Below are 17,222 nucleotides of genomic sequence, written 5' to 3'. Positions count from 1 at the left end.
GACAACAAGCGTTATCGCTTAACGGGTCATCGCCGTTACGCAAATAACGTATCTGTAACGAGACTACTCTCTGATTCCGTCGCGGAAATTCGCTTTAAAAGCGCCGCCAGATTCCGATTACGGGCCCCTGTCCCGCAGGAGTTTCACGGCCTGCGACCGCCGTTCGCCAACCGGCCTGCAGGCTCCAGTCGCCGAGTCGCCGCACGACCGAGCTTTCTAACGTCAGCCAGCGGGGCCCGCCGTCGTCCGCCGCTCCGGCATAGGCCTGACCCAACAACAGCCAGTCCGGCGCGAGATACAGGCCCGCCGTCAGGTCCAGCCGCGTCTCGTCATTGAGGCCCGCGCGCCAGAGCCTCGCCGCCTGCGCCTCGATAAAGCCGCCCTGCCCGTCGGCTCCCAGGCCGCGCCCGGCCATCACGCGCGCCTCCCAGTCATGATCGCCGGCTCCAGGCGGCGCATAGCCGGCGTTACGCCCCTCGCCGCCATGAGCGTAGCCGACATAGAGGGCCGCAGCGTTGCGCGTATCGCGATAGGCCTGCCAGCGCACGCCGATCTCAATCGGGCCGCGCCCCTGATAATCGACGAAGGCGTCGCGCCCCTCCTGCCATTCGCTCTTCATCTGCAGAGTGAAACGGTCGTCCAGTCCATATTCCGCAAAGATGGAAAGAGCGCGGTCGAGGCGGTCGTGCGACAGGTCAACCCGCTCTCCGTCGGGCGAAAAGGCCTGATCCGCGCGGACGGTCTCATATTTGACGATCGCCTGCCCCTGTCCCTTCGGCAGGTTCCAGGCGCCCGCATGGGCGGGGCAGCCGACTGCAAGCCAAGCCAGACCGACCAGAAGGTCGATCGGGCCGCGCCTCAATCCGCCCCCCAGCGGCCTCACGCGTCGTAGCCGGGCGATTTTCGCTGGAGCTGACGCAGGGCGCCGGGCCATGCCAGGGACGAGACAAAGCCGATGCCGCGCCCCTGCTCCTTGGTCTCAGCCTGAGCCGCATCCGGGGCGATCAGAACGTTGTCCCGCCCCGCCGAAAGGGCGGCGACCTGCTGGGCGCAGGCGCGTTCCAGAAAGAAGATGCCGACCCAGGCCTGCGCCGCCGTATTTCCGACCGCCATCGTGCCGTGATTGCGCAGCAGCATCAGCGACCTGTCGCCTAGGTCCGCGACCAGACGCTCGCGCTCGTCATGGTTCAGCGCCAGGCCTTCATAGCCGTGGTAGGCCACCTGATGCTGCAACAGGCAGGCGTTCTGGCTGATGGGCAGCAGGCCGTCCTTCTGGGCCGCCACCCCGACGCCGTTCACCGTGTGCAGGTGGATGACGAAATGCGCGTCCTCGCGCGCCGCATGGACGGCCGAGTGGATGGTGAAACCCGCCGGATTGATGAAGCTGTCAGTCTCTTGAACAATATTGCCTTCCAGATCGACCTTCACTAGGCAAGAGGCTGTAATCTCGTCGAAATACCAGCCGTAGGGATTAATCAGAAAATGCGTTTCCGGCCCCGGAACACGCGCCGAGATATGGGTGAAGATCATGTCGTCCCACCCGTGCAGCGCCGCCAGCCGATACAGGGCCGCCAGTTCGACGCGCGTGCGCCACTCGTCTTCTGAAACGCGCCCCTTCAGCGAGGGCTCCCCGCTCATTCTATCCGCCATGATCACTCCCCTGATCAGCGTTCAGGTGAACGTCTCCCCGGCAGGCGTCGGCGTCAAGGCGCAAGGCCCCGCTTTCCCAAGACTTCGTTAACCCTGTTTTCACAGCCCCTCTTCAAGGTGCCTTTCGCCTCAGGGGCAGGCAGTTTTTCCGCGAGGGCGACGTGGAACCCACCAATGTGACTCGCAACGGACCGCAGGCGCACGGCGCCACGCCCGCCCCCCTGCCTTTGGACAGCCTTGAACAACTGGTCGACCTGGCGAAGGGACAACCGCCGGAGCGTCAGCATGGCCTGCTGATCGGCGTGACGGACCTGTATCGCTCGACCGGAGGGCGTGATCGCGCGCCCCAGGCGCTCGGCGACGCCTTCATCGCCCTGGTCCGCGTGGTTGAGGCGGATATCCGTCAGGCCCTCTCGGAGCGACTGGCGGATGCGGATTGGGCGCCGGTCGCCCTGGTGCGGATGCTGGCGGCCGACGCCATAGAAATCGCCCGCCCGGTCATCGCCGCCAGCCCCCTGCTGCAGGACGACGACCTTTTGACCCTGCTGGCCCAGGCGTCGCTGGATCATCGCATCCAGGTCGCCCTGAGACCCGGCCTCGGGGCCGCCGTCGCTCGCGCCATAATCAGGGCCGACGATCCGACTGTGCTGACGGCCCTCGCCTCGAACCGCACGGCGGCGTTGTGTGTGGAAAGCATGAGCCGACTGGTCAGCCGGTCGCGGGAACTGGCCGCCCTGCGCGCGCCGCTGGCCCGCCACCCGCAGATGACGCCGGAACTGGGCGCGCGCCTGTATCAATGGGTGGGCGAGGCCCTGCGCCAAGCCATCACGGAACGCTTCACCCTCGATCCAGCGCGGCTGGCCGAAGCGGCGCAGGCCGTTGCACAGGAAACCGCGCCCGCCGATGTGGCCGCCGCCCGCCTGACAGCCAAGCTTCAGGCCTCAGACCAGCTTCGCCCCGCCACCCTGATCCGCGCCCTGCGCGAAGACCGGCTGGAGGTCTTCATCCATGCCCTGAGCCGCCTGGCCCGGCTGGACCTGGATCAGGTGCGACACGCCCTGCGGGCCGACACCACCCGCCCGTTGTTGCTGGCCTGCAGCGCTGCGGGGCTGGATCGCGCCGCCTTCCCGGCGGTCCTGAGCGAGGTGCGGCGCATAAATAACGGCTTTCCGCATGATCCTGACGGCGGCGACTGGCGTCTGGCGCATCGTTCGGCGGCCCAGGCGGCCTCTGAATTCCAGTTGCTGATGGCGCCCCAGGACGGTCATCCCGTTTGACAGGCGGCCCCGGCTCCGCTTGCCTAGGCTGGTGAGCCAGCCTTTCCGCCCCACCGCCGTCACCTTCCTAGCCAGCGACCGGCCCGAGGCCGAAGAAGCGCGCCTGCGGCTAACGGAACGCTATGGATCCGTCCCCATAACCGAGGCCGAGGTGATCGTGGCCCTGGGCGGCGACGGCTTCATGCTGGAAACCCTGCACAACAATCTGCGATTACAGACGCCGGTTTACGGGATGAATCGCGGCTCGGTCGGCTTCCTGATGAACGATTATGAGGAAGACGACCTGCTGGATCGCTTGGTCCAGGCCGACCGCACCATGCTGCATCCCCTGCAGATGGACGCCTGGACCGAGAGCGGTCAGGTCCACAGCGGCCTGGCGATCAATGAGGTCTCCCTGCTGCGCCAGACGCGCCAGAGCGCAAAGCTGCGCATCAGCATCAACGACAAGGTGCGCCTTGAAGAACTGACCTGCGACGGCTGTCTCGTGGCGACGCCGGCCGGGTCGACCGCCTATAATCTGTCAGCACACGGCCCGATCATCCCTCTGGATGCACCCAGCCTGGCCTTGACCCCGATCAGCGCCTTCCGTCCCCGTCGCTGGCGCGGGGCGCTGCTGTCGCACACGGCCCGCGTGCGCTTCGAGGTGCTGGAGGCCGACAAACGCCCCGTCAGCGCCACCGCCGACAACTTCGAGGTCCGGCGCGTCACACAGGTGGAGGTGCGCGAACGCCGCGACATCACCCTGACCATGCTGTTCGACGCGGGCCGCTCCTATGAGGAGCGTGTGATGGCTGAGCAGTTCTCTTCCTGAGCGTCATGATTTTTTAGAACTCTCCCGGCACATTGGATTTTACAGTTCAGGAGTCCGCCCGTGAGCAATTCGTCCAACGTCTTTCGTCCGCCCAACGCCCTGCGCGCCAAGGTGGGCGGCGGTTTCGGCGGCATCGACGCCAACGCCATCGCCAAGGCGGAAGAGGCGCTGAAAGCCATGTCGGCCCAGTTCGGCCAGTGGCTTCAGGACGAACTGGTCAAGCTCGACCAGGCCCAGGCTGACATCCGCGCCAAGGGCTATACGGCCGAAACGGCCGAGGCTCTGTATTTCCGCGCCCATGACCTCAAGGGCCTCGGCGCGACCTATCAATATCCGCTGGTGACGCGCATCGCCGGGTCCCTGTGCCGGATACTGGACGACGTCGACAAGCGGATGCAGGCGCCCCTGCCCCTCGTTGACGCCCACATCGACGCCATCAAAGCTGTGGTGCGCGACGAAATCCAAACCGACGAACACCCGGTGGGGCGCGATCTGGCCCAGACGCTGGAAGCACGCGTGGCCGAGCATCTCGGCTGAGTTTCCAGATTCTTGAATGATAAAGGGGCGTTCTGCCGGACGCCCCTTTTTCTATGCCGCGCCGGCCGCTGCCTGCATCTCGAGCGCTGGCCGATCCAGCCGTTCCATCAGATAGGCCAGATCTTCGCGGGCGGCGTCGGGACGCTGGCTGAGGAAGCGCTCGAGCATCCGCTGGCGGAACCGCTCGCCCGAGGTGTCGCCTCCCTCGGCCTGAAGCGCGCGCCAGGTGTCCACGCCCGCGCGAAACGCCTGGAACAGACGCGGCGGCATCCCCGCCCGGTCATACAGCGCCTTGAACCCCAGCGGCCCCGCATCGTGCACCATCAGCCAGGCGCGGTGGTGCGGCGTCCCGGCCAGTTCGGCCAGGGCGTGCTCCAGCAACCCCATCTGCCCGCGCGCCAGCGCCCTCAGCAGCAGGGACGGCGTCAGCGCCTTGCGTCCATACAGGCGTGCGACGAAGGCGGGCAGGTCGGGCGCCGTCCGCGCCTGATCAATCAGATCGACGGTCGCCCGTTCGCGCGCAAAATCGGCGAACTGAATGGCGGTCTCCGGCGCCAGGGCGTGCTGGGTGATCAGATGCTCGCGCGCCGCATCTGCGGCCAACCCCACCAGGCGCTCAGTCACCGACAGCGGCAGAACCTGGCGATAGGCCAGGGCCGACACGACATCGGACGCATGGCCGAAACGATCGACCACCACGCCGAGCGCGTCTTCGGACAGGTCGGCGTTATCATTGGCGGCCAGGGCCAGCACCGCCTCCTGCCGCCCCTCGGCGGCCAGAACGGTCGCCACATCGCGCGGCACCTGCGGACGCGAGGCCACAGCGGCCTGACGCAGCGCGCAACCGGCGCGGACGATCTCGATCAGATCGTCGTCGGAAAAGACAGGCGAGCAGTTGATGACCGGCAGGGCCACGCTGTCCACATCGGCCGCCAGGCGGCGCGCCACATCTCGCGGCATCAGGCTTGAGGCCTTCAGCGTCACAGCCAGGGCGCGGCGCACCAGTTCAGCCGCATCGACGGCCAGCACTGTGAGAATCTTCTGCGCCGCCGCCCGTTCGGCCTCGTCCAGCGTCATGCGGTCGATGCTGCGCAACAGCTTGTGCGCCGCCGCCGCCCGATCGTCCTCGACGTCGGACTTGATCAGGCGCCGGATGTCGCTTTCCGTCAGGCGGGCCCGGTAGGCGGTCATGGATGAGGCTCAGGGCGGCGAAGAATCAATCGTCACCCATAGCGTTACATAGTTAAGGCCCCGTTAGGAATAACGGCCGAACAAAGGTCTTCAGACCGACCTGTCCGGCGGCGGTCCATAGGCGCCGTTAAAGCCTCCGCCCGTCCCCTGCCCGTCCTGCCCCAGCAGCAGGGCCAACAGGCCTTGATCCTGCTTCAGACGATCCAGTCGCGCGGCCAGCGCGCGCTCCTTGTCGCCCAGTTCGGGTCCAGCCTTGACGGCGCCGACGCCTGCGGCAGGCGCGACCTCGCCCGCCGTGCGCTGCAGATTGGCGTGCACCTCGGCCACCGATACGGCCCGCCCGTTGCGGTAGAAAATCGAGCGGTTGGCCGAAGCCGCCTCCGGGAACAGGGCCGCGGCGCTGGACTGGGGCCGCATCTGCATGGCCTCCATCAGCTTGGCCGCGCCCGCCGGGCCAAGGAAATGCGCGGCGTAAAGCTCGCCTCCGTTGGGCTCGCGCCCCGTGCGGCCGCGCAGATAGGCGGCGTTGGAGGCCGTCAGTTCGCCCGCCATGGTCGAGGCCGCCTGTGGATCGAAGCGCAGGTCCAGCACCACATTGCGGGCCGAGCCCCGCACCTGCCAGCGCCCGTCGCCGCCTTGATAGATCAGGTCCGCATACTGGCCGTAGCCATGCTTGGCGCCGTGCCGCTTCACCGTGCCCAGCCAGGTCTGCTCGATGAACTGGAACAGACCCGAGGCCGAAGACGTCGGCGCCCGCGCATTGGGGTTCATCGCGCTTTCGCGACGCGCGGTCTTCATCAGAAAGTCGAAGTCCACGCCGGTCGAGGTCGAGGCGCGCCGAATGGCCGCCTCCACGCCGCCGGATGATGGAATCGCTTTCACGGTCATGTGTGAACGGTCGCTAACCTAGGTAAACCAAACCTTAACGCAGCAGCGTGGCCGTTAACAATTCGAAGCGCCACAATAAGGCCGCAAGCAAAGCGCGAACTTCGTTCCGTGGGGCGCTGGGGAGGGCCCGCGACAGGAGGCGCGTAAGTCATGATGATGCGTATCGCCGGGGGCCACGGCGTGGTCAGCCCCCTCGACTTCCAACAACGCCGGAAGCCGCTGTCCCCTTTGATGTGGGCGATGATCGGCGCCTCGGCCCTGGTCCACGTGGGCGCCGGAGTCTGGCTGTATCAGCAACGGTTTGAACTGGCCGAAGCCCCGCCTGCGCCGACGGAGCCGCCGCCCACAATCGTCGATCTGATCCGTCCGCCCTTGCCGCCCAAGCCGGAAACACCACTTCAGGCCTCGCCCGCGCCGACGCCGCCGATCCATCGGCCGACGCAGGCCATGCCCAGCGATGTCGCGCCCCTGGAGGTCCCGGTCGCCCCCGTCGTCAGCCATGACGCCGGGCCGGCCATCAACATCACGGCGCCGGCAGCCGAACCTTCGACCGGCACGGCGGTCACGCCCGAACCGCCCAAGCCCATGCCGGTGATCACCCAGCCGGACTGGGTGCGAAAGCCGACAGCAGATCAGTTGATGCGGGCCTATCCGTCCGCTGCCGAAGCGCGCGGCATCGGCGGAGTGGCGGAGTTGTCCTGCCTGGTGCGGGTGGACGGCAGTCTGACCGGCTGTTCGGTCACCTCTGAGACGCCAGGCAATCAGGGCTTCGGCCGGGCGGCGCTCAGCCTGAGCCGCTACTTCCGCCTCAGCCCGCGCACGGTCGACGGACAGGCGGTCGACGGCGCCCGCGTCACCATGGCGATCCGCTTCACCCCGCCGACGGACTAAAGGAACCGCGAAGGATGGAGGGCCGGCTCGGCGACGGGCCGGCCCTCTGTCGCATCGGCGACAACGGCCCCGATCAGAGGCCCCAGCAACCAGCCGTTGCGGCGCGGCCCCAGCGCGACATGCAGGCCCGGCGCAATCTGCCCCGCCATCGGCAGGCCGTCCGGCGTTGTCCCCCGCACCCCTGCGCGCCAGTCGATCGTCAGCGTGCGCGGCGCCTGCCCCAACGCCTTCCATGCCGCCGCCAGCATGGCTTCACAGCGCGCAGCGTCGGGGATCAAGGACCGCTCGCCCGGCTCCATCGTCGCCCCGATCACGCTGCCCTCGCCCATCGGCGCGACATAGGCGCCCGGCCCGCGCAACACGTGGTCGACCAGCTTCTCCTGCACCAGACCGATCTGTCCGCGAATGGGGGTGATGCAGGCGACCGCCGCTTGCGCTTCGGGCGGCAGGCCGCCCAGAGCCGGGCCGGCGCCGGTGGCCAGAATCAGATACTCCGCGCGTACGGCGCCCGCCGTCGTCTCGACCCGCCAGCCCTGCCCGTCGCGCACCGCGCCCTGCGCGCGCGCCGCGACCATCGTCACACCCTGCGCCAGAGCCGTAAGCGCCTGAGGCGGATCGACCTTCGCATCCTCATGCGTCGTCAGGCGCGCCGATGCGGCGTCATAGTGATGCTCAAAGCCCAGCGTCTTCATCCGCGACGCCAGTTCGGCGACGTTCCCGCCGCGCCATTCCGCCAACTCGCCATACAGCCGCACGCCCGTCGCTTCGGCGAAGGCGGGCCACAGGTCGCGCGCGCGCCTCAGCACACCGGCTGCCTCAGACGATAGATCATCGATGGCGCATTCCATCGCGGGCGCGATCATACCCGCCGCCACGGCCGAGGCGTTGACGCCGCCAGGATCGACCACCGCCACGCGGCGTCCGCGTCGTCTCAACTCCGCCGCCACGCACAGGCCAAGAGCGCCCGCGCCGATAGCCACGGCGTCGAAGGAAGGTTCGGGAGAATTGAAATGGGGCACGGGATGTCCTTCGACCTCCCGCGCACCGATTTCAACCGTCGATAGCGGTCTTTTATTCAGCCGCCAGCTTGGCCGCGCGCGCCTCTTCCAGACGCTTGGTCAGGGCGGCGTGCTGGCCCCACAGGGCCTTGGGCAGGCGATCGCCGAACTTCTCGTAAAAGGCGGGGATCAGGGCGGCTTCCTCGGTCCACACGTCGGCGTCGACGTCCAGCAGGATCTGCAAGTCGGCGTCGGTCAGCGTCAGGCCCGACAGGTCCAGCGCAGCCTTTGACGGCACGCGGCCGACCGGAGTGTCCACGGCCTCGGCCTGGCCTTCCAGACGCTCGACAATCCACTTCAGAACCCGGGCGTTGTCGCCGAAGCCCGGCCACACGAACTTGCCGTCCTCGTTCTTGCGGAACCAGTTGACGAAGTAGAGACGCGGCAGCTTGGCCGCATCTGTCGTGCGCTGGGCCATCGACAGCCAATGGCCGAAATAATCGCCCATATTGTAGCCGCAGAACGGCAGCATGGCGAAGGGGTCGCGGCGCAGTTCGCCGACCTTGTTTTCGGCGGCGGCGGTGCCTTCGGAGGCCACGGTCGAGCCCATGAAGACGCCGTGCTCCCAGTCATAGGCTTCCGTCACCAGCGGCACGGCCGAAGCGCGACGGCCGCCGAACAGGATGGCGTCAATCGGCACGCCCGCAGGGTCTTCCCACTCAGGCGCGATCGACGGGCACTGACCGGCCCAGACGGCGAAGCGCGAGTTCGGGTGGGCCGCAGGCTCGCCCGATGCCGGATCGTGCGGCTGACCCTTCCAGTTGGTCAGGCCTTCCGGCGCTTCCTTGGTCAGGCCTTCCCACCAGACGTCGCCATCGGCAGTCAGGGCGACGTTGGTGAAGATGGTGTCGCGCGTCAGGGTTTCGAGCGCATTCTTGTTCGTGTTGCGGCTGGTGCCCGGCGCCACGCCGAAGAAGCCCGCTTCCGGGTTCACGGCGTACAGGCGGCCGTCTTCGCCGAAGCGCATCCAGGCGATGTCGTCGCCCACCGTCTCGGCCTTCCAGCCGTCCAGCGCCGGTTGCAGCATGGCCAGGTTGGTCTTGCCGCAGGCCGACGGGAAGGCGGCGGCCACATACTTCGACACGCCTTCGGGGCTGGTCAGCTTGAGGATCAGCATGTGCTCGGCCAGCCACCCCTCGTCGCGGGCCATGATCGAGGCGATGCGCAGGGCGTAGCACTTCTTGCCCAGCAGGGCGTTGCCGCCGTAGCCCGAGCCGTATGACCAGATTTCGCGGGTTTCGGGGAAGTGGACGATCCACTTGTCGTCATTGCAAGGCCAGGCCACGTCCGCCTGACCTTCGGCCAGCGGGGCGCCCAGGGTGTGCACGGCCGGGACGAAGACGCCGTCGGCGCCCAGCATGTCCAGCGCGCCCTTGCCCATGCGGGTCATGACGCCCATCGACACGGCGACATAGCCGCTGTCGGTGATCTCGACGCCCAGGGCGGAGATCTTGGAGCCCAGCGGACCCATGCAGAACGGAACGACATACATCGTCCGGCCCTTCATGCAGCCGTCGAACAGGCCGTCCAGACGGGCGCGCATCTCAACCGGGTCGGACCAGTTGTTGGTCGGGCCGGCATCAGCTTCGTCCTGCGAGCAGATGAAGGTGCGGCTTTCGACGCGGGCCACGTCCTTGGGGTCCGAGGCGGCGTAATAGCAGCCGGGGCGCTTGGCCTGATCCAGTTCCTTCAACGTGCCCTTGGCGATCAGATCGGCCACGATGGCCGACTTCTCGGCGTCCGAGCCGTCGCACCAGTGAACACGGTCCGGCTTGGTCAGGGCGGCGATCTGCTCCACCCAAGCGACGAGGCCCTTGTGTTCGGTCGGCGCCGGAAGGAGTCCGGGAATCGATTGCGTCACGTCTTGCTCTCCTGAAGCTGCGCGCGCCGATCTGTTGTCGCCGTCACGCAATAAGCTGATCACGCTGTGTTACGCGGGCAATGAACCCGACGGGACGTAAGGTCAACCGCTGCACGTTTCATTCCCCCGTTATCCGGGCCAGGCCGCCCGCGCGCACAATTAAATCGTCAGAGCGCGCCCCAAGGGCTATCTCCTTCGGCGTGAAGACGATGGATTCTGCAATATCGACATCGGCCGGCGCCCCTGACGCGCTGATTTCGCCGGCAGCCGAACGCAACAGCGCGGCCATACTCGACGTTCTGCGCGCCCATCTGCCTGCTCGCGGCCGGGTGCTGGAGATCGCCTCCGGACCGGGTCAGCACGCCGTCGCCTTCGCCGCCGCCCTGCCCGGACTGGACGCCCAGCGACCCCAGCCCTCAGGCCCGCGCCAGCATCGAGGCGTGGCGGACGCATACAAGCGTCGCAAACCTGCGCCCTGCACAGGCCGTCGACATGCTCGACGACGCCAACTGGCCGTCGGAGCCGCTGAACGCCATCGTCTGCATCAACATGATCCACATCAGCCCGTGGACGGCGGCCGAAGGCCTGATGCAACTGGCCGAGCGGTCGCTGATGCGCCCCGGCGGCCTGCTGTACCTCTACGGCCCCTATCGCGAAGCGGAGGTTCCGCTGGCCCCCTCCAACGCCGCCTTCGACGACAGCCTGAAGGCGCGGGACCCTGCATGGGGCCTGCGCGACCGGGGCGAGGTCGAGACGCTCGCCCGGTCGCATGGCCTGGCCCTGACGCTGCGGCGAGCCATGCCTGCCAACAACCTGAGCCTGATCTTCCGCCGGATTTAGATGGCGGCGACCACGGCCGTCAGTTCGGCGCGATCGTTCAGCAGGGCGACCTTGCCGTCGCGGAAAGCGGCGCCCGGCGCATCGGCCGCTTCGCCGAAGATTTCGGCCGTCAGGGCCACGCCGTCGGCGAACGCCAGAACCGGCAGCCCCTGCGCCTTGGCCAGATTCACCAGCGCCTTGACCTGGACCAGTCCGGCCTCGTCCGCCATGCCGCCGGGAACCACCACGCCCTGAACCCGGCCGCCGGTGATGTCATCGGCCGTCGCCGTGGCCAGAACCGTCAAGCCGCCCGAAACCAGACTGCCCTCGCCGGTCGAGATCGGAGCCAGCGACACGCCTTCAAAGCGCAGGGCGGTCTCCATGTCGCCCAGTTCGCCGAAATCCATGCCCTTGCGCATGATCAGGCCGAAGCGCAGGCGGGTCGGCGCGGGGCGGTTGCCGTATTGGCGGGAACGAGGGGCGGTCGCGGTCTTGCGTTGAGCGTACAAAATGTCTCCTTCGAAGGTTATCGATCAATATTCGCGGACAGTTCCTAGAAACTGTCGCGCCCTGCGTGTCGAAATTCGGTCAGACACGGCAAACGTCGCGATCCGAATCGATCGGAGGCGAACGTATCAAAATCATCAGGGTGACTGCTGATATAGGCTTATGATGCTCAAGGTCAACTTGGCGACGAAAACGTGACCTGAAACACAAAGGCGGAAAATCTGAACCTTGGCGCGTGGCGGCCAGCCTTGCCTGAACGCCCAGCCCCGCCCTACACAGCCGGTCGCATCGCAGAGAGTCAGTCAGGCCATGGCCTTCGTCCGCACCTATGACGGCGCAGAACCCGTCCGCATCAACAAATGGCTGGGCCAGACCGGCGTCTGCTCGCGCCGCGAGGCCGAGGGACTGATCGCCGAGGGACTGGTCAGCATCGACGGCGAGGTGGTGCGCGACGCGGGCCGCAAGATCGAACCGGGCCAGACCCTGACGCTCAACGACACGGGCGAGGCGGCGCTGGCGGCGGGCGTCGCCATCCTGCTGCACAAGCCGGTCGGCTATGTCTCGGGCCAGCCCGAGCCGGGCAAGATTCCCGCCGCGCGCCTGCTGACCACGGCCAACCGGGTCGGCGACGGCGAGACGCCCGCCCGCGACGCCTCCCTGCCCCCGGTCGGACGGCTGGACGAGGATTCGCGCGGCCTGCTGCTGCTGTCGTCGGACGGGGTCGTAGCCAAGGCGGTGATCGGCCCACAGTCCGACCTCGACAAGGAATATCTGGTCCGCGTCGCCGGCGCCGTGACCGAAGCAAAGCTGTCCAAGCTGCGCCACGGGCTGGAGCTGGACGGCCGCCAGTTGAAGCCCGCCCGCGTCACCCAGATGGAGCCCCAGCGCCTGCGATTCCTGCTGCGCGAGGGCCGCAACCGCCAGATCCGCCGCATGTGCGAACTGGTCGGGCTGGAGGTCGTCGACCTCTATCGCATCCGCATCGGTCCGGTGAAGCTGGGCGACCTGCCCGAAGGCCGCTGGCGGATGCTGACGGCCGACGAGCGCGCGGCGCTGATCAAGGGCTGACCGGCGCCGTCATGGTCGCCAGACGGTTCAGTTCGGCGACGTGGGAGGCGAAGGCCGCCTTTCCGGCATTGGTGAGGTTGAGCCAGGTGCGCTGGCGACCGCCCTGCGCCGCCTTGCGGACGGCGACGTAGCCCGCTTCTTCCAGCGTCTTCACGTGTTTCGACAGGACGGAGTCAGACACCTGAATGGCGTCGCGCACCACTGCGAACTCGGCTTCGGCGGCGGACAGGATAGCGCAGATCTGTAGCCTTCCCGCCGCATGGATCACAGGATCGAAAACCGGCGGCTTCACGACAGGCTCCGCACGTCGATGCGGTACAGGCGCATCCAGACCCTCATGCCGACGACGCCCAGAACCGCCGCCGCCAAACCGTTGGCGATCGGCACCCAGACGACGCCCTGCACCCGCCCGAACCAGATGCTGACGCCCATCAACCCCATCAGGATCGCCGCCAGGCCAAAGGCGGCCCAGCGGGCGCGACGCGGAGAATACCCGTTTACCCGGACCCCTGTGCGATCCTGCCAGACCCGCATGATCGTCACCAGAATCGCGATCGCCGCCACGACGCAGGCCATGCCGATCATGGTCGGAAAACCCTGCCCCGCCACCAGAAGCCCGCACGCCATGGCGTAGCCGGCGTCATACCACCAGGGCCAATACTCCATCTTTCCGAGCGCCTGCCCGCGCGTCTGGCGTATCTGCTCCAGAGCGGCCTTCGCATCGTGCGTATCTGACATGGGACATCCCTCACTTTCCACAACGGAAAATGAAGATGACTTTCCACTTCTTCAAGTCATAACTTTCCAGAACGGAAAGTTATCTGAGCGCCTCAAACCACCGCTGCAGCAAGGCCGCCTCGGCGCGGTGAGCTGCGGTGCGGGCAGCCGCCTCCTCGTCCACGCCCCAACGCTCCTCGGTAAAGGCTTCGTCCAGACGCGACAGGTCCAGCGCCGCCTCGCCCGCCAGCGCCCCGCGCTGCACGGCCAGCCCCAGCACCGCCGACCCGAACAGCGGCACGGCCGTCGCCAGCCCGGTCAAGACGAAGTCGTCCATCTCAAGCGCCAACGCCTCGACCCGCGCCAGAGCCTGCGGAGCCTGCGTGCGGTGGATGATGCCCTCTACCGTATGCAGTTCGACGCCCAGTTCGCGCGCGGCCCAGTCGCGCCACGGGCGCCACTCCGTCTGCTGGCGCTCGATCAGCCCCGACGGCGTCTCGGCCAGATAGCAGAGCACGTCCGACCCGGCGTAACGCGTGATCTCTTCAGCCACAGGTCCGCGAGTCTGGCTGACCCGGTCAATGGCGGTCGAGGCCAGGCGGGTGGCGGGCATGGTGGCGGGCATCAGGTGCTCGCCTTGTGCGTTCCATTCGTCCGCCACCAGCCGCGCGGCGGCCTCGGTCGGCAGGACGATGGCGTTTCCGGCAGGCGTCTTGGGCGCACGACCGTCCAGCAAGACGATCCAGCCGCCGTCGCGGGCCTCGACCCCGGCGCTCTTCCAGAAGCGCTTGATGCGCTCCTCGGATTCTCGAAAGCCCTTCTGGGCGGCGACGTTGGGGTCCAGCGAGGGAATATGGGTCATGACGGACTTCTAGGCGAACAGCTTGGTCGAGGCGAACCGATCCAGCGCCGCCTCCAGGTCAGGAAAATCAACGGCGATATGCAGAGCGCCCGCGTCGGCCTGCTCCTCAACCGTATGGAAGCCCCAGCCGACCCCCAGCGGGTGCACCCCCGCCGCCACGGCCATCGCGATGTCGTGGCTGGTGTCGCCGATCATGGTCGTAGAGGCCGCATCCGCGCCGCAGGCGGTCATGGCGGCGCGCAGCATGGCCGGGTCCGGCTTGCCCGGCCCGTCCTCGGCGCAGTGGCTGGACAGGAAAAGGTCGCTCCACTCGGGCCGCGCCAGGTTGCGGGCCACCCCGCGCCGATTCTGCCCCGTCGCCAGCGACAACCGCCAGCCGTCGCGCTTCAACCGCCGCAACGTGTCCATCACGCCGGGATAGAGCGGCTCTTCATGGCCCGCCTCGTACATGGCGCGGAAGCTGGCCTGAAAGGCGGCGACGAAATCCGCCAGCTCAGCGTCCGTCAGCGACGGCTCAAGCACATGCAGGGCGTGATGCAGGCTGAGGCCAACGATCTGACGCACCCGGTCGTATTCGGGCTCCGGCAGGCCCAGCACCTGCGCCGCCTCGCAGGCCGCGCGATAGATGGAGGCGCGGCTGTCGACCAGCGTGCCGTCGATGTCAAAAACGGCAAGCGGCCTCATCGCATCCGCCGCACGCCCTCGAAGGGATCCTCGTCCGCCTCGTCCTCGGAGAAACCGAAGTGGTTGAAGCCGGCCTTCATCTCGGGGCTCAGCGGCGCCTCGACAATCAGCTTGCCGCCGCCGGGGTGGTCCAGCTCGATGCGGCGGGCGTGAAGCTGCAGCTTCAGCGGGCCGGACAGTTCGCGGGACCTGTCGTCGCCGTATTTCGGGTCGCCCAAGATCGGGTGGCCGATGGCCGCCATATGGGCGCGCAGTTGGTGCGTGCGGCCGGTGAAGGGACGCAGCGCCATCCAGGCGGCGCGGTGGGCGGCGCGGCTGATCGTGGCGAAGGCCGTTTCGGCCGGTTCGCCCTTGGGGTCCTTGGGCTCGGCCGGGCGCATCATCTCGAAGTCGTTGATGCCCGTCTTCTTCAGAGCCATGTCGATCTGGCCCGCCGAAGGCTTGGGGTTGCCGATGACGATGGCCCAGTAAGTCTTTTTCGCCTGACGACGGGCGAAGGCACCCGCCAGGCGCTTGGCCGCTTCCGGTCCCTTGCCCAGCAGCAGGACGCCCGAGGTGTCGCGGTCCAGACGGTGAACCAGACGCGGCCGGTCCATCCCCTCGCCCCAGGCCGACAGCAGGCGGTCGACGTGCTTGGTCGTCTTGGTGCCGCCCTGCACGGCCAGACCGTGCGGCTTGTTCAGGGCGATGACCATGTGATCTTCATAAAGCACCAGCGACCTGGCGTAGGCGATGTCGCGCTCGGTCAGTTCATGCAGGTCGCCGGGCTTGCGCGGATTGGCGTCCGGCAGCGGCGGCACGCGCACAGCGGCGCCGGCGGTCAGGCGATCCTGCGGCTTGACGCGCGAACCGTCGACGCGGATCTGGCCGCTGCGGGCCATCTTCTCGACCTGGATATGGGTCAGGTGCGGCCAGCGTCGCTTGAACCAGCGATCCAGGCGGATGTCGTCTTCATCCTCGGCGACATAGAGGGTCTGGACTTCGCGGCTCATGCGCCCACTCCGGTAAACAGTTTGCGCGCGATCATCAGGCCGACGAACAGGGCGGCGATGGCGAGAACCACCGAACCCGCCGCATAAACCAAAGCCGGGACGATTTCACGGCGTTCGATCATCAGGGCCGTTTCCAGTGAGAAGGCGGAAAAGGTCGTGAAGCCGCCCAACACGCCGACGGCGGCGAACAGGCGAATGCTCTCCTGTCCGGCCCCCGCCTTAAGCGCCAGCCAGCCGGCCAGCAGTCCCATCATCAGGCCGCCCACGACATTGACGGTCAGCGTCGCCCACGGCCAGGCCGCGCCCGGCGCCAGGCGACCTGCCGCCAGGCCCAGACCATAGCGCGCCATCGCCCCCAGGCCGCCGCCGATCGCCACCAGCAAGAAACGTGTCATGCTGGCGGCATATACTGTTCCGACCCCATTTGCGAAGGCCGCCATGCACGACCTTGTCCTCGCCATCCTGCATCACCTGCTGTTCCTGGGCCTGATCGTCATGCTGGCGTCGGAGCTGGCGCTGCTGCGGATGCCGGAACCGCCGGTGAGGCGACTAGCCGGACTGGACGCGGGCTATGGGGTTACGGCCCTGCTGATCGTGCTGGTCGGGGTCGGGCGGGTGATGGGCGGCAAGGGCTGGGCCTTCTATGAAGCCAACCCCTTCTTCTGGGCCAAGATCGCGACCTTCGCCCTGATCGGCCTGATCTCGATCCGGCCGACGTTGCTGATCCTGAAATGGCGCAAGGCGGGGAAGACCACGCCTAGTTATGCTCCACCACAGGCCGAACTGACCGCCGCCCGGCGCGCGATCGGGCTGGAGATTCTGCTGCTGATCCCGCTGCTGGCCTTCGCGGCCGCGATGGCGCGCTGGCCCTTCTAGGCCTTACAGGCGCGGACGAATGGCGTCCTGCACCCCGCGCGCGTCATAGGCTTCCCGGCGATCCGGGCGCTGGCCGCGCCCCATAACGACCTCCAGCGTCGTCGAGGTCGGCTGTGGTCCGCTGAGGTCGAAGCCGAGGCCCACGCCGACGCCCGAGGTCGACCATCCGCCGTAACGGCCGGAACTGGCGCCCACCGACACGCTGGGACGCACGCCGCCCGCGCTGTCGGGACGACCGTCGATCCAGCGCTGCGTCACCTCGAACCAGTCGTAGCCCTGCTCGACCGTCAGTTGGGCGGCGCGGAACAGGGCCATGTCCGCCACCGGACCGGGCGCGCCCACGCCCTTGTAAGTCACGCGGAAGCGGTCGCGCTCGATCTGTTGTTCGGAATAGCCCTGCCCGTTCGGCCCCATCTGCTGGCCATAGGGCGCCAGGCTGGCGCAGGCGGTCAAGGCCAGGGTCGAGGCGGCGATCGTGACGATGGCAAGGCGTTTCATGCGCGTGTCTCCCACGCCCGAACAGCGCGCGGGCG

Annotated in this window: 21 protein-coding genes and 1 pseudogene; 7 read left to right on the top strand and 15 right to left on the bottom strand. The window is 67.6% G+C overall.

The window, feature by feature from the left end; genetic code table 11:
• Nucleotides 1–94: 94 nt before the first annotated feature.
• Entirely contained in the window at nt 95–883 is a 789-nt protein-coding gene (locus H556_RS0108110; protein ID WP_029673379.1) for a hypothetical protein, read from the bottom strand.
• Nucleotides 880–1,650: a class II aldolase/adducin family protein gene (locus tag H556_RS0108105; RefSeq protein ID WP_024353965.1), complete on the bottom strand. Its 771-nt coding sequence runs from the start codon at nt 1,648–1,650 to the stop codon at nt 880–882. The genes H556_RS0108110 and H556_RS0108105 overlap by 4 nt, the downstream gene beginning before the upstream one ends.
• A 176-nt stretch (nt 1,651–1,826) precedes the next feature.
• Here H556_RS0108105 and H556_RS0108100 point away from each other — a divergent pair, with 176 nt between their 5' ends.
• Genes H556_RS0108100 through H556_RS0108090 form a run of 3 tightly spaced genes read left to right on the top strand, consistent with a single transcriptional unit; the run spans nt 1,827 to nt 4,275 of the window.
• Nucleotides 1,827–2,927 (top strand): DUF2336 domain-containing protein, encoded by a 1,101-nt coding sequence (locus H556_RS0108100; RefSeq protein ID WP_245559451.1) that lies wholly within the window; start codon nt 1,827–1,829, stop codon nt 2,925–2,927.
• A gap of 31 nt (nt 2,928–2,958) precedes the next feature.
• Nucleotides 2,959–3,738, top strand: a complete 780-nt coding sequence (locus tag H556_RS0108095) for an NAD kinase (protein ID WP_024353963.1) — start codon at nt 2,959–2,961, stop codon at nt 3,736–3,738.
• Between the two features lie 60 nt (nt 3,739–3,798).
• Nucleotides 3,799–4,275, top strand: a complete 477-nt coding sequence (locus tag H556_RS0108090) for a hypothetical protein (protein WP_024353962.1) — start codon at nt 3,799–3,801, stop codon at nt 4,273–4,275.
• A 51-nt stretch (nt 4,276–4,326) separates the two neighbouring features.
• Here H556_RS0108090 and spbR read toward each other — a convergent pair whose 3' ends face one another.
• Both spbR and H556_RS0108080 read right to left on the bottom strand, forming a co-directional pair.
• The gene (spbR, locus tag H556_RS0108085; RefSeq protein ID WP_024353961.1) at nt 4,327–5,466 is read right to left on the bottom strand and encodes a SpbR family protein; all 1,140 of its coding nucleotides are present in this window, start codon (nt 5,464–5,466) and stop codon (nt 4,327–4,329) included.
• Nucleotides 5,467–5,556: 90 nt separating this feature from the next.
• Nucleotides 5,557–6,354, bottom strand: coding sequence for a transglycosylase SLT domain-containing protein (locus tag H556_RS0108080; protein ID WP_024353960.1), 798 nt, complete (start codon nt 6,352–6,354; stop codon nt 5,557–5,559).
• Between the two features lie 150 nt (nt 6,355–6,504).
• Between H556_RS0108080 and H556_RS0108075 the strand changes: the two genes are divergently transcribed.
• Nucleotides 6,505–7,245: an energy transducer TonB family protein gene (locus H556_RS0108075; protein WP_024353959.1), complete on the top strand. Its 741-nt coding sequence runs from the start codon at nt 6,505–6,507 to the stop codon at nt 7,243–7,245.
• On the opposite strand, the gene H556_RS0108070 is transcribed toward H556_RS0108075, so the two are convergent.
• The 3 genes from H556_RS0108070 to H556_RS16425 all read right to left on the bottom strand — a co-directional run bounded on the left by H556_RS0108070 (nt 7,242) and on the right by H556_RS16425 (nt 10,453).
• Nucleotides 7,242–8,264: an NAD(P)/FAD-dependent oxidoreductase gene (locus tag H556_RS0108070; RefSeq protein ID WP_245559450.1), complete on the bottom strand. Its 1,023-nt coding sequence runs from the start codon at nt 8,262–8,264 to the stop codon at nt 7,242–7,244. The two genes, H556_RS0108075 and H556_RS0108070, sit on opposite strands and share 4 nt — an antisense overlap.
• 52 nt (nt 8,265–8,316) lie before the next feature.
• Nucleotides 8,317–10,164 carry a phosphoenolpyruvate carboxykinase (GTP) gene (locus tag H556_RS0108065; protein WP_024353957.1) on the bottom strand — a complete coding sequence of 616 codons (1,848 nt, stop codon included), beginning with the start codon at nt 10,162–10,164 and terminating at the stop codon, nt 8,317–8,319.
• Between the two features lie 118 nt (nt 10,165–10,282).
• A complete protein-coding gene (locus H556_RS16425; RefSeq protein WP_162140904.1) occupies nt 10,283–10,453 on the bottom strand; it encodes a hypothetical protein in 171 nt (56 codons plus the stop codon).
• Between H556_RS16425 and H556_RS16655 the strand changes: the two are divergent.
• Nucleotides 10,374–11,004 (top strand): annotated as a pseudogene (locus H556_RS16655) (DUF938 domain-containing protein). The gene H556_RS16425 and the pseudogene H556_RS16655 overlap by 80 nt on opposite strands.
• Here the strand turns inward: H556_RS16655 and H556_RS0108055 are convergent.
• Entirely contained in the window at nt 11,001–11,492 is a 492-nt protein-coding gene (locus H556_RS0108055) for a hypothetical protein (protein WP_233551859.1), read from the bottom strand. The pseudogene H556_RS16655 and the gene H556_RS0108055 overlap by 4 nt on opposite strands.
• A gap of 307 nt (nt 11,493–11,799) precedes the next feature.
• Between H556_RS0108055 and H556_RS0108050 the strand changes: the two genes are divergently transcribed.
• Nucleotides 11,800–12,558 carry a pseudouridine synthase gene (locus tag H556_RS0108050; protein WP_024353955.1) on the top strand — a complete coding sequence of 253 codons (759 nt, stop codon included), beginning with the start codon at nt 11,800–11,802 and terminating at the stop codon, nt 12,556–12,558.
• Here the strand turns inward: H556_RS0108050 and H556_RS0108045 are convergent.
• From H556_RS0108045 to crcB, 6 genes are all read right to left on the bottom strand, one after another.
• Nucleotides 12,548–12,850 (bottom strand): winged helix-turn-helix domain-containing protein, encoded by a 303-nt coding sequence (locus tag H556_RS0108045; RefSeq protein WP_024353954.1) that lies wholly within the window; start codon nt 12,848–12,850, stop codon nt 12,548–12,550. The two genes, H556_RS0108050 and H556_RS0108045, sit on opposite strands and share 11 nt — an antisense overlap.
• Nucleotides 12,847–13,296, bottom strand: coding sequence for a hypothetical protein (locus H556_RS0108040; RefSeq protein ID WP_024353953.1), 450 nt, complete (start codon nt 13,294–13,296; stop codon nt 12,847–12,849). Before H556_RS0108040 ends, H556_RS0108045 begins: the two co-directional genes overlap by 4 nt.
• A gap of 79 nt (nt 13,297–13,375) precedes the next feature.
• The gene (locus H556_RS0108035) at nt 13,376–14,137 is read right to left on the bottom strand and encodes an ATP12 family chaperone protein (protein ID WP_024353952.1); all 762 of its coding nucleotides are present in this window, start codon (nt 14,135–14,137) and stop codon (nt 13,376–13,378) included.
• Nucleotides 14,138–14,146: 9 nt separating this feature from the next.
• The gene (locus H556_RS0108030; protein ID WP_024353951.1) at nt 14,147–14,821 is read right to left on the bottom strand and encodes an HAD-IA family hydrolase; all 675 of its coding nucleotides are present in this window, start codon (nt 14,819–14,821) and stop codon (nt 14,147–14,149) included.
• Nucleotides 14,818–15,813 carry an RluA family pseudouridine synthase gene (locus tag H556_RS0108025; RefSeq protein ID WP_024353950.1) on the bottom strand — a complete coding sequence of 332 codons (996 nt, stop codon included), beginning with the start codon at nt 15,811–15,813 and terminating at the stop codon, nt 14,818–14,820. Before H556_RS0108025 ends, H556_RS0108030 begins: the two co-directional genes overlap by 4 nt.
• A complete protein-coding gene (crcB, locus tag H556_RS0108020; RefSeq protein ID WP_024353949.1) occupies nt 15,810–16,208 on the bottom strand; it encodes a fluoride efflux transporter CrcB in 399 nt (132 codons plus the stop codon). The genes H556_RS0108025 and crcB overlap by 4 nt, the downstream gene beginning before the upstream one ends.
• A gap of 43 nt (nt 16,209–16,251) precedes the next feature.
• Here crcB and H556_RS0108015 point away from each other — a divergent pair, with 43 nt between their 5' ends.
• Nucleotides 16,252–16,689 (top strand): DUF2214 family protein, encoded by a 438-nt coding sequence (locus H556_RS0108015; RefSeq protein WP_024353948.1) that lies wholly within the window; start codon nt 16,252–16,254, stop codon nt 16,687–16,689.
• A 3-nt stretch (nt 16,690–16,692) separates the two neighbouring features.
• Here the strand turns inward: H556_RS0108015 and H556_RS0108010 are convergent, their stop codons facing one another.
• The gene (locus tag H556_RS0108010; RefSeq protein WP_024353947.1) at nt 16,693–17,187 is read right to left on the bottom strand and encodes a CC0125/CC1285 family lipoprotein; all 495 of its coding nucleotides are present in this window, start codon (nt 17,185–17,187) and stop codon (nt 16,693–16,695) included.
• Between the last annotated feature and the right edge of the window lie 35 nt (nt 17,188–17,222).

The organism is Brevundimonas naejangsanensis DSM 23858 (assembly GCF_000421705.1).
Taxonomy (GTDB): Bacteria; Pseudomonadota; Alphaproteobacteria; order Caulobacterales; family Caulobacteraceae; genus Brevundimonas; species Brevundimonas naejangsanensis.
The sequence above is the reverse complement of the archived record's forward strand: the minus strand, read 5'-3'. Positions and strand labels throughout refer to the sequence as shown.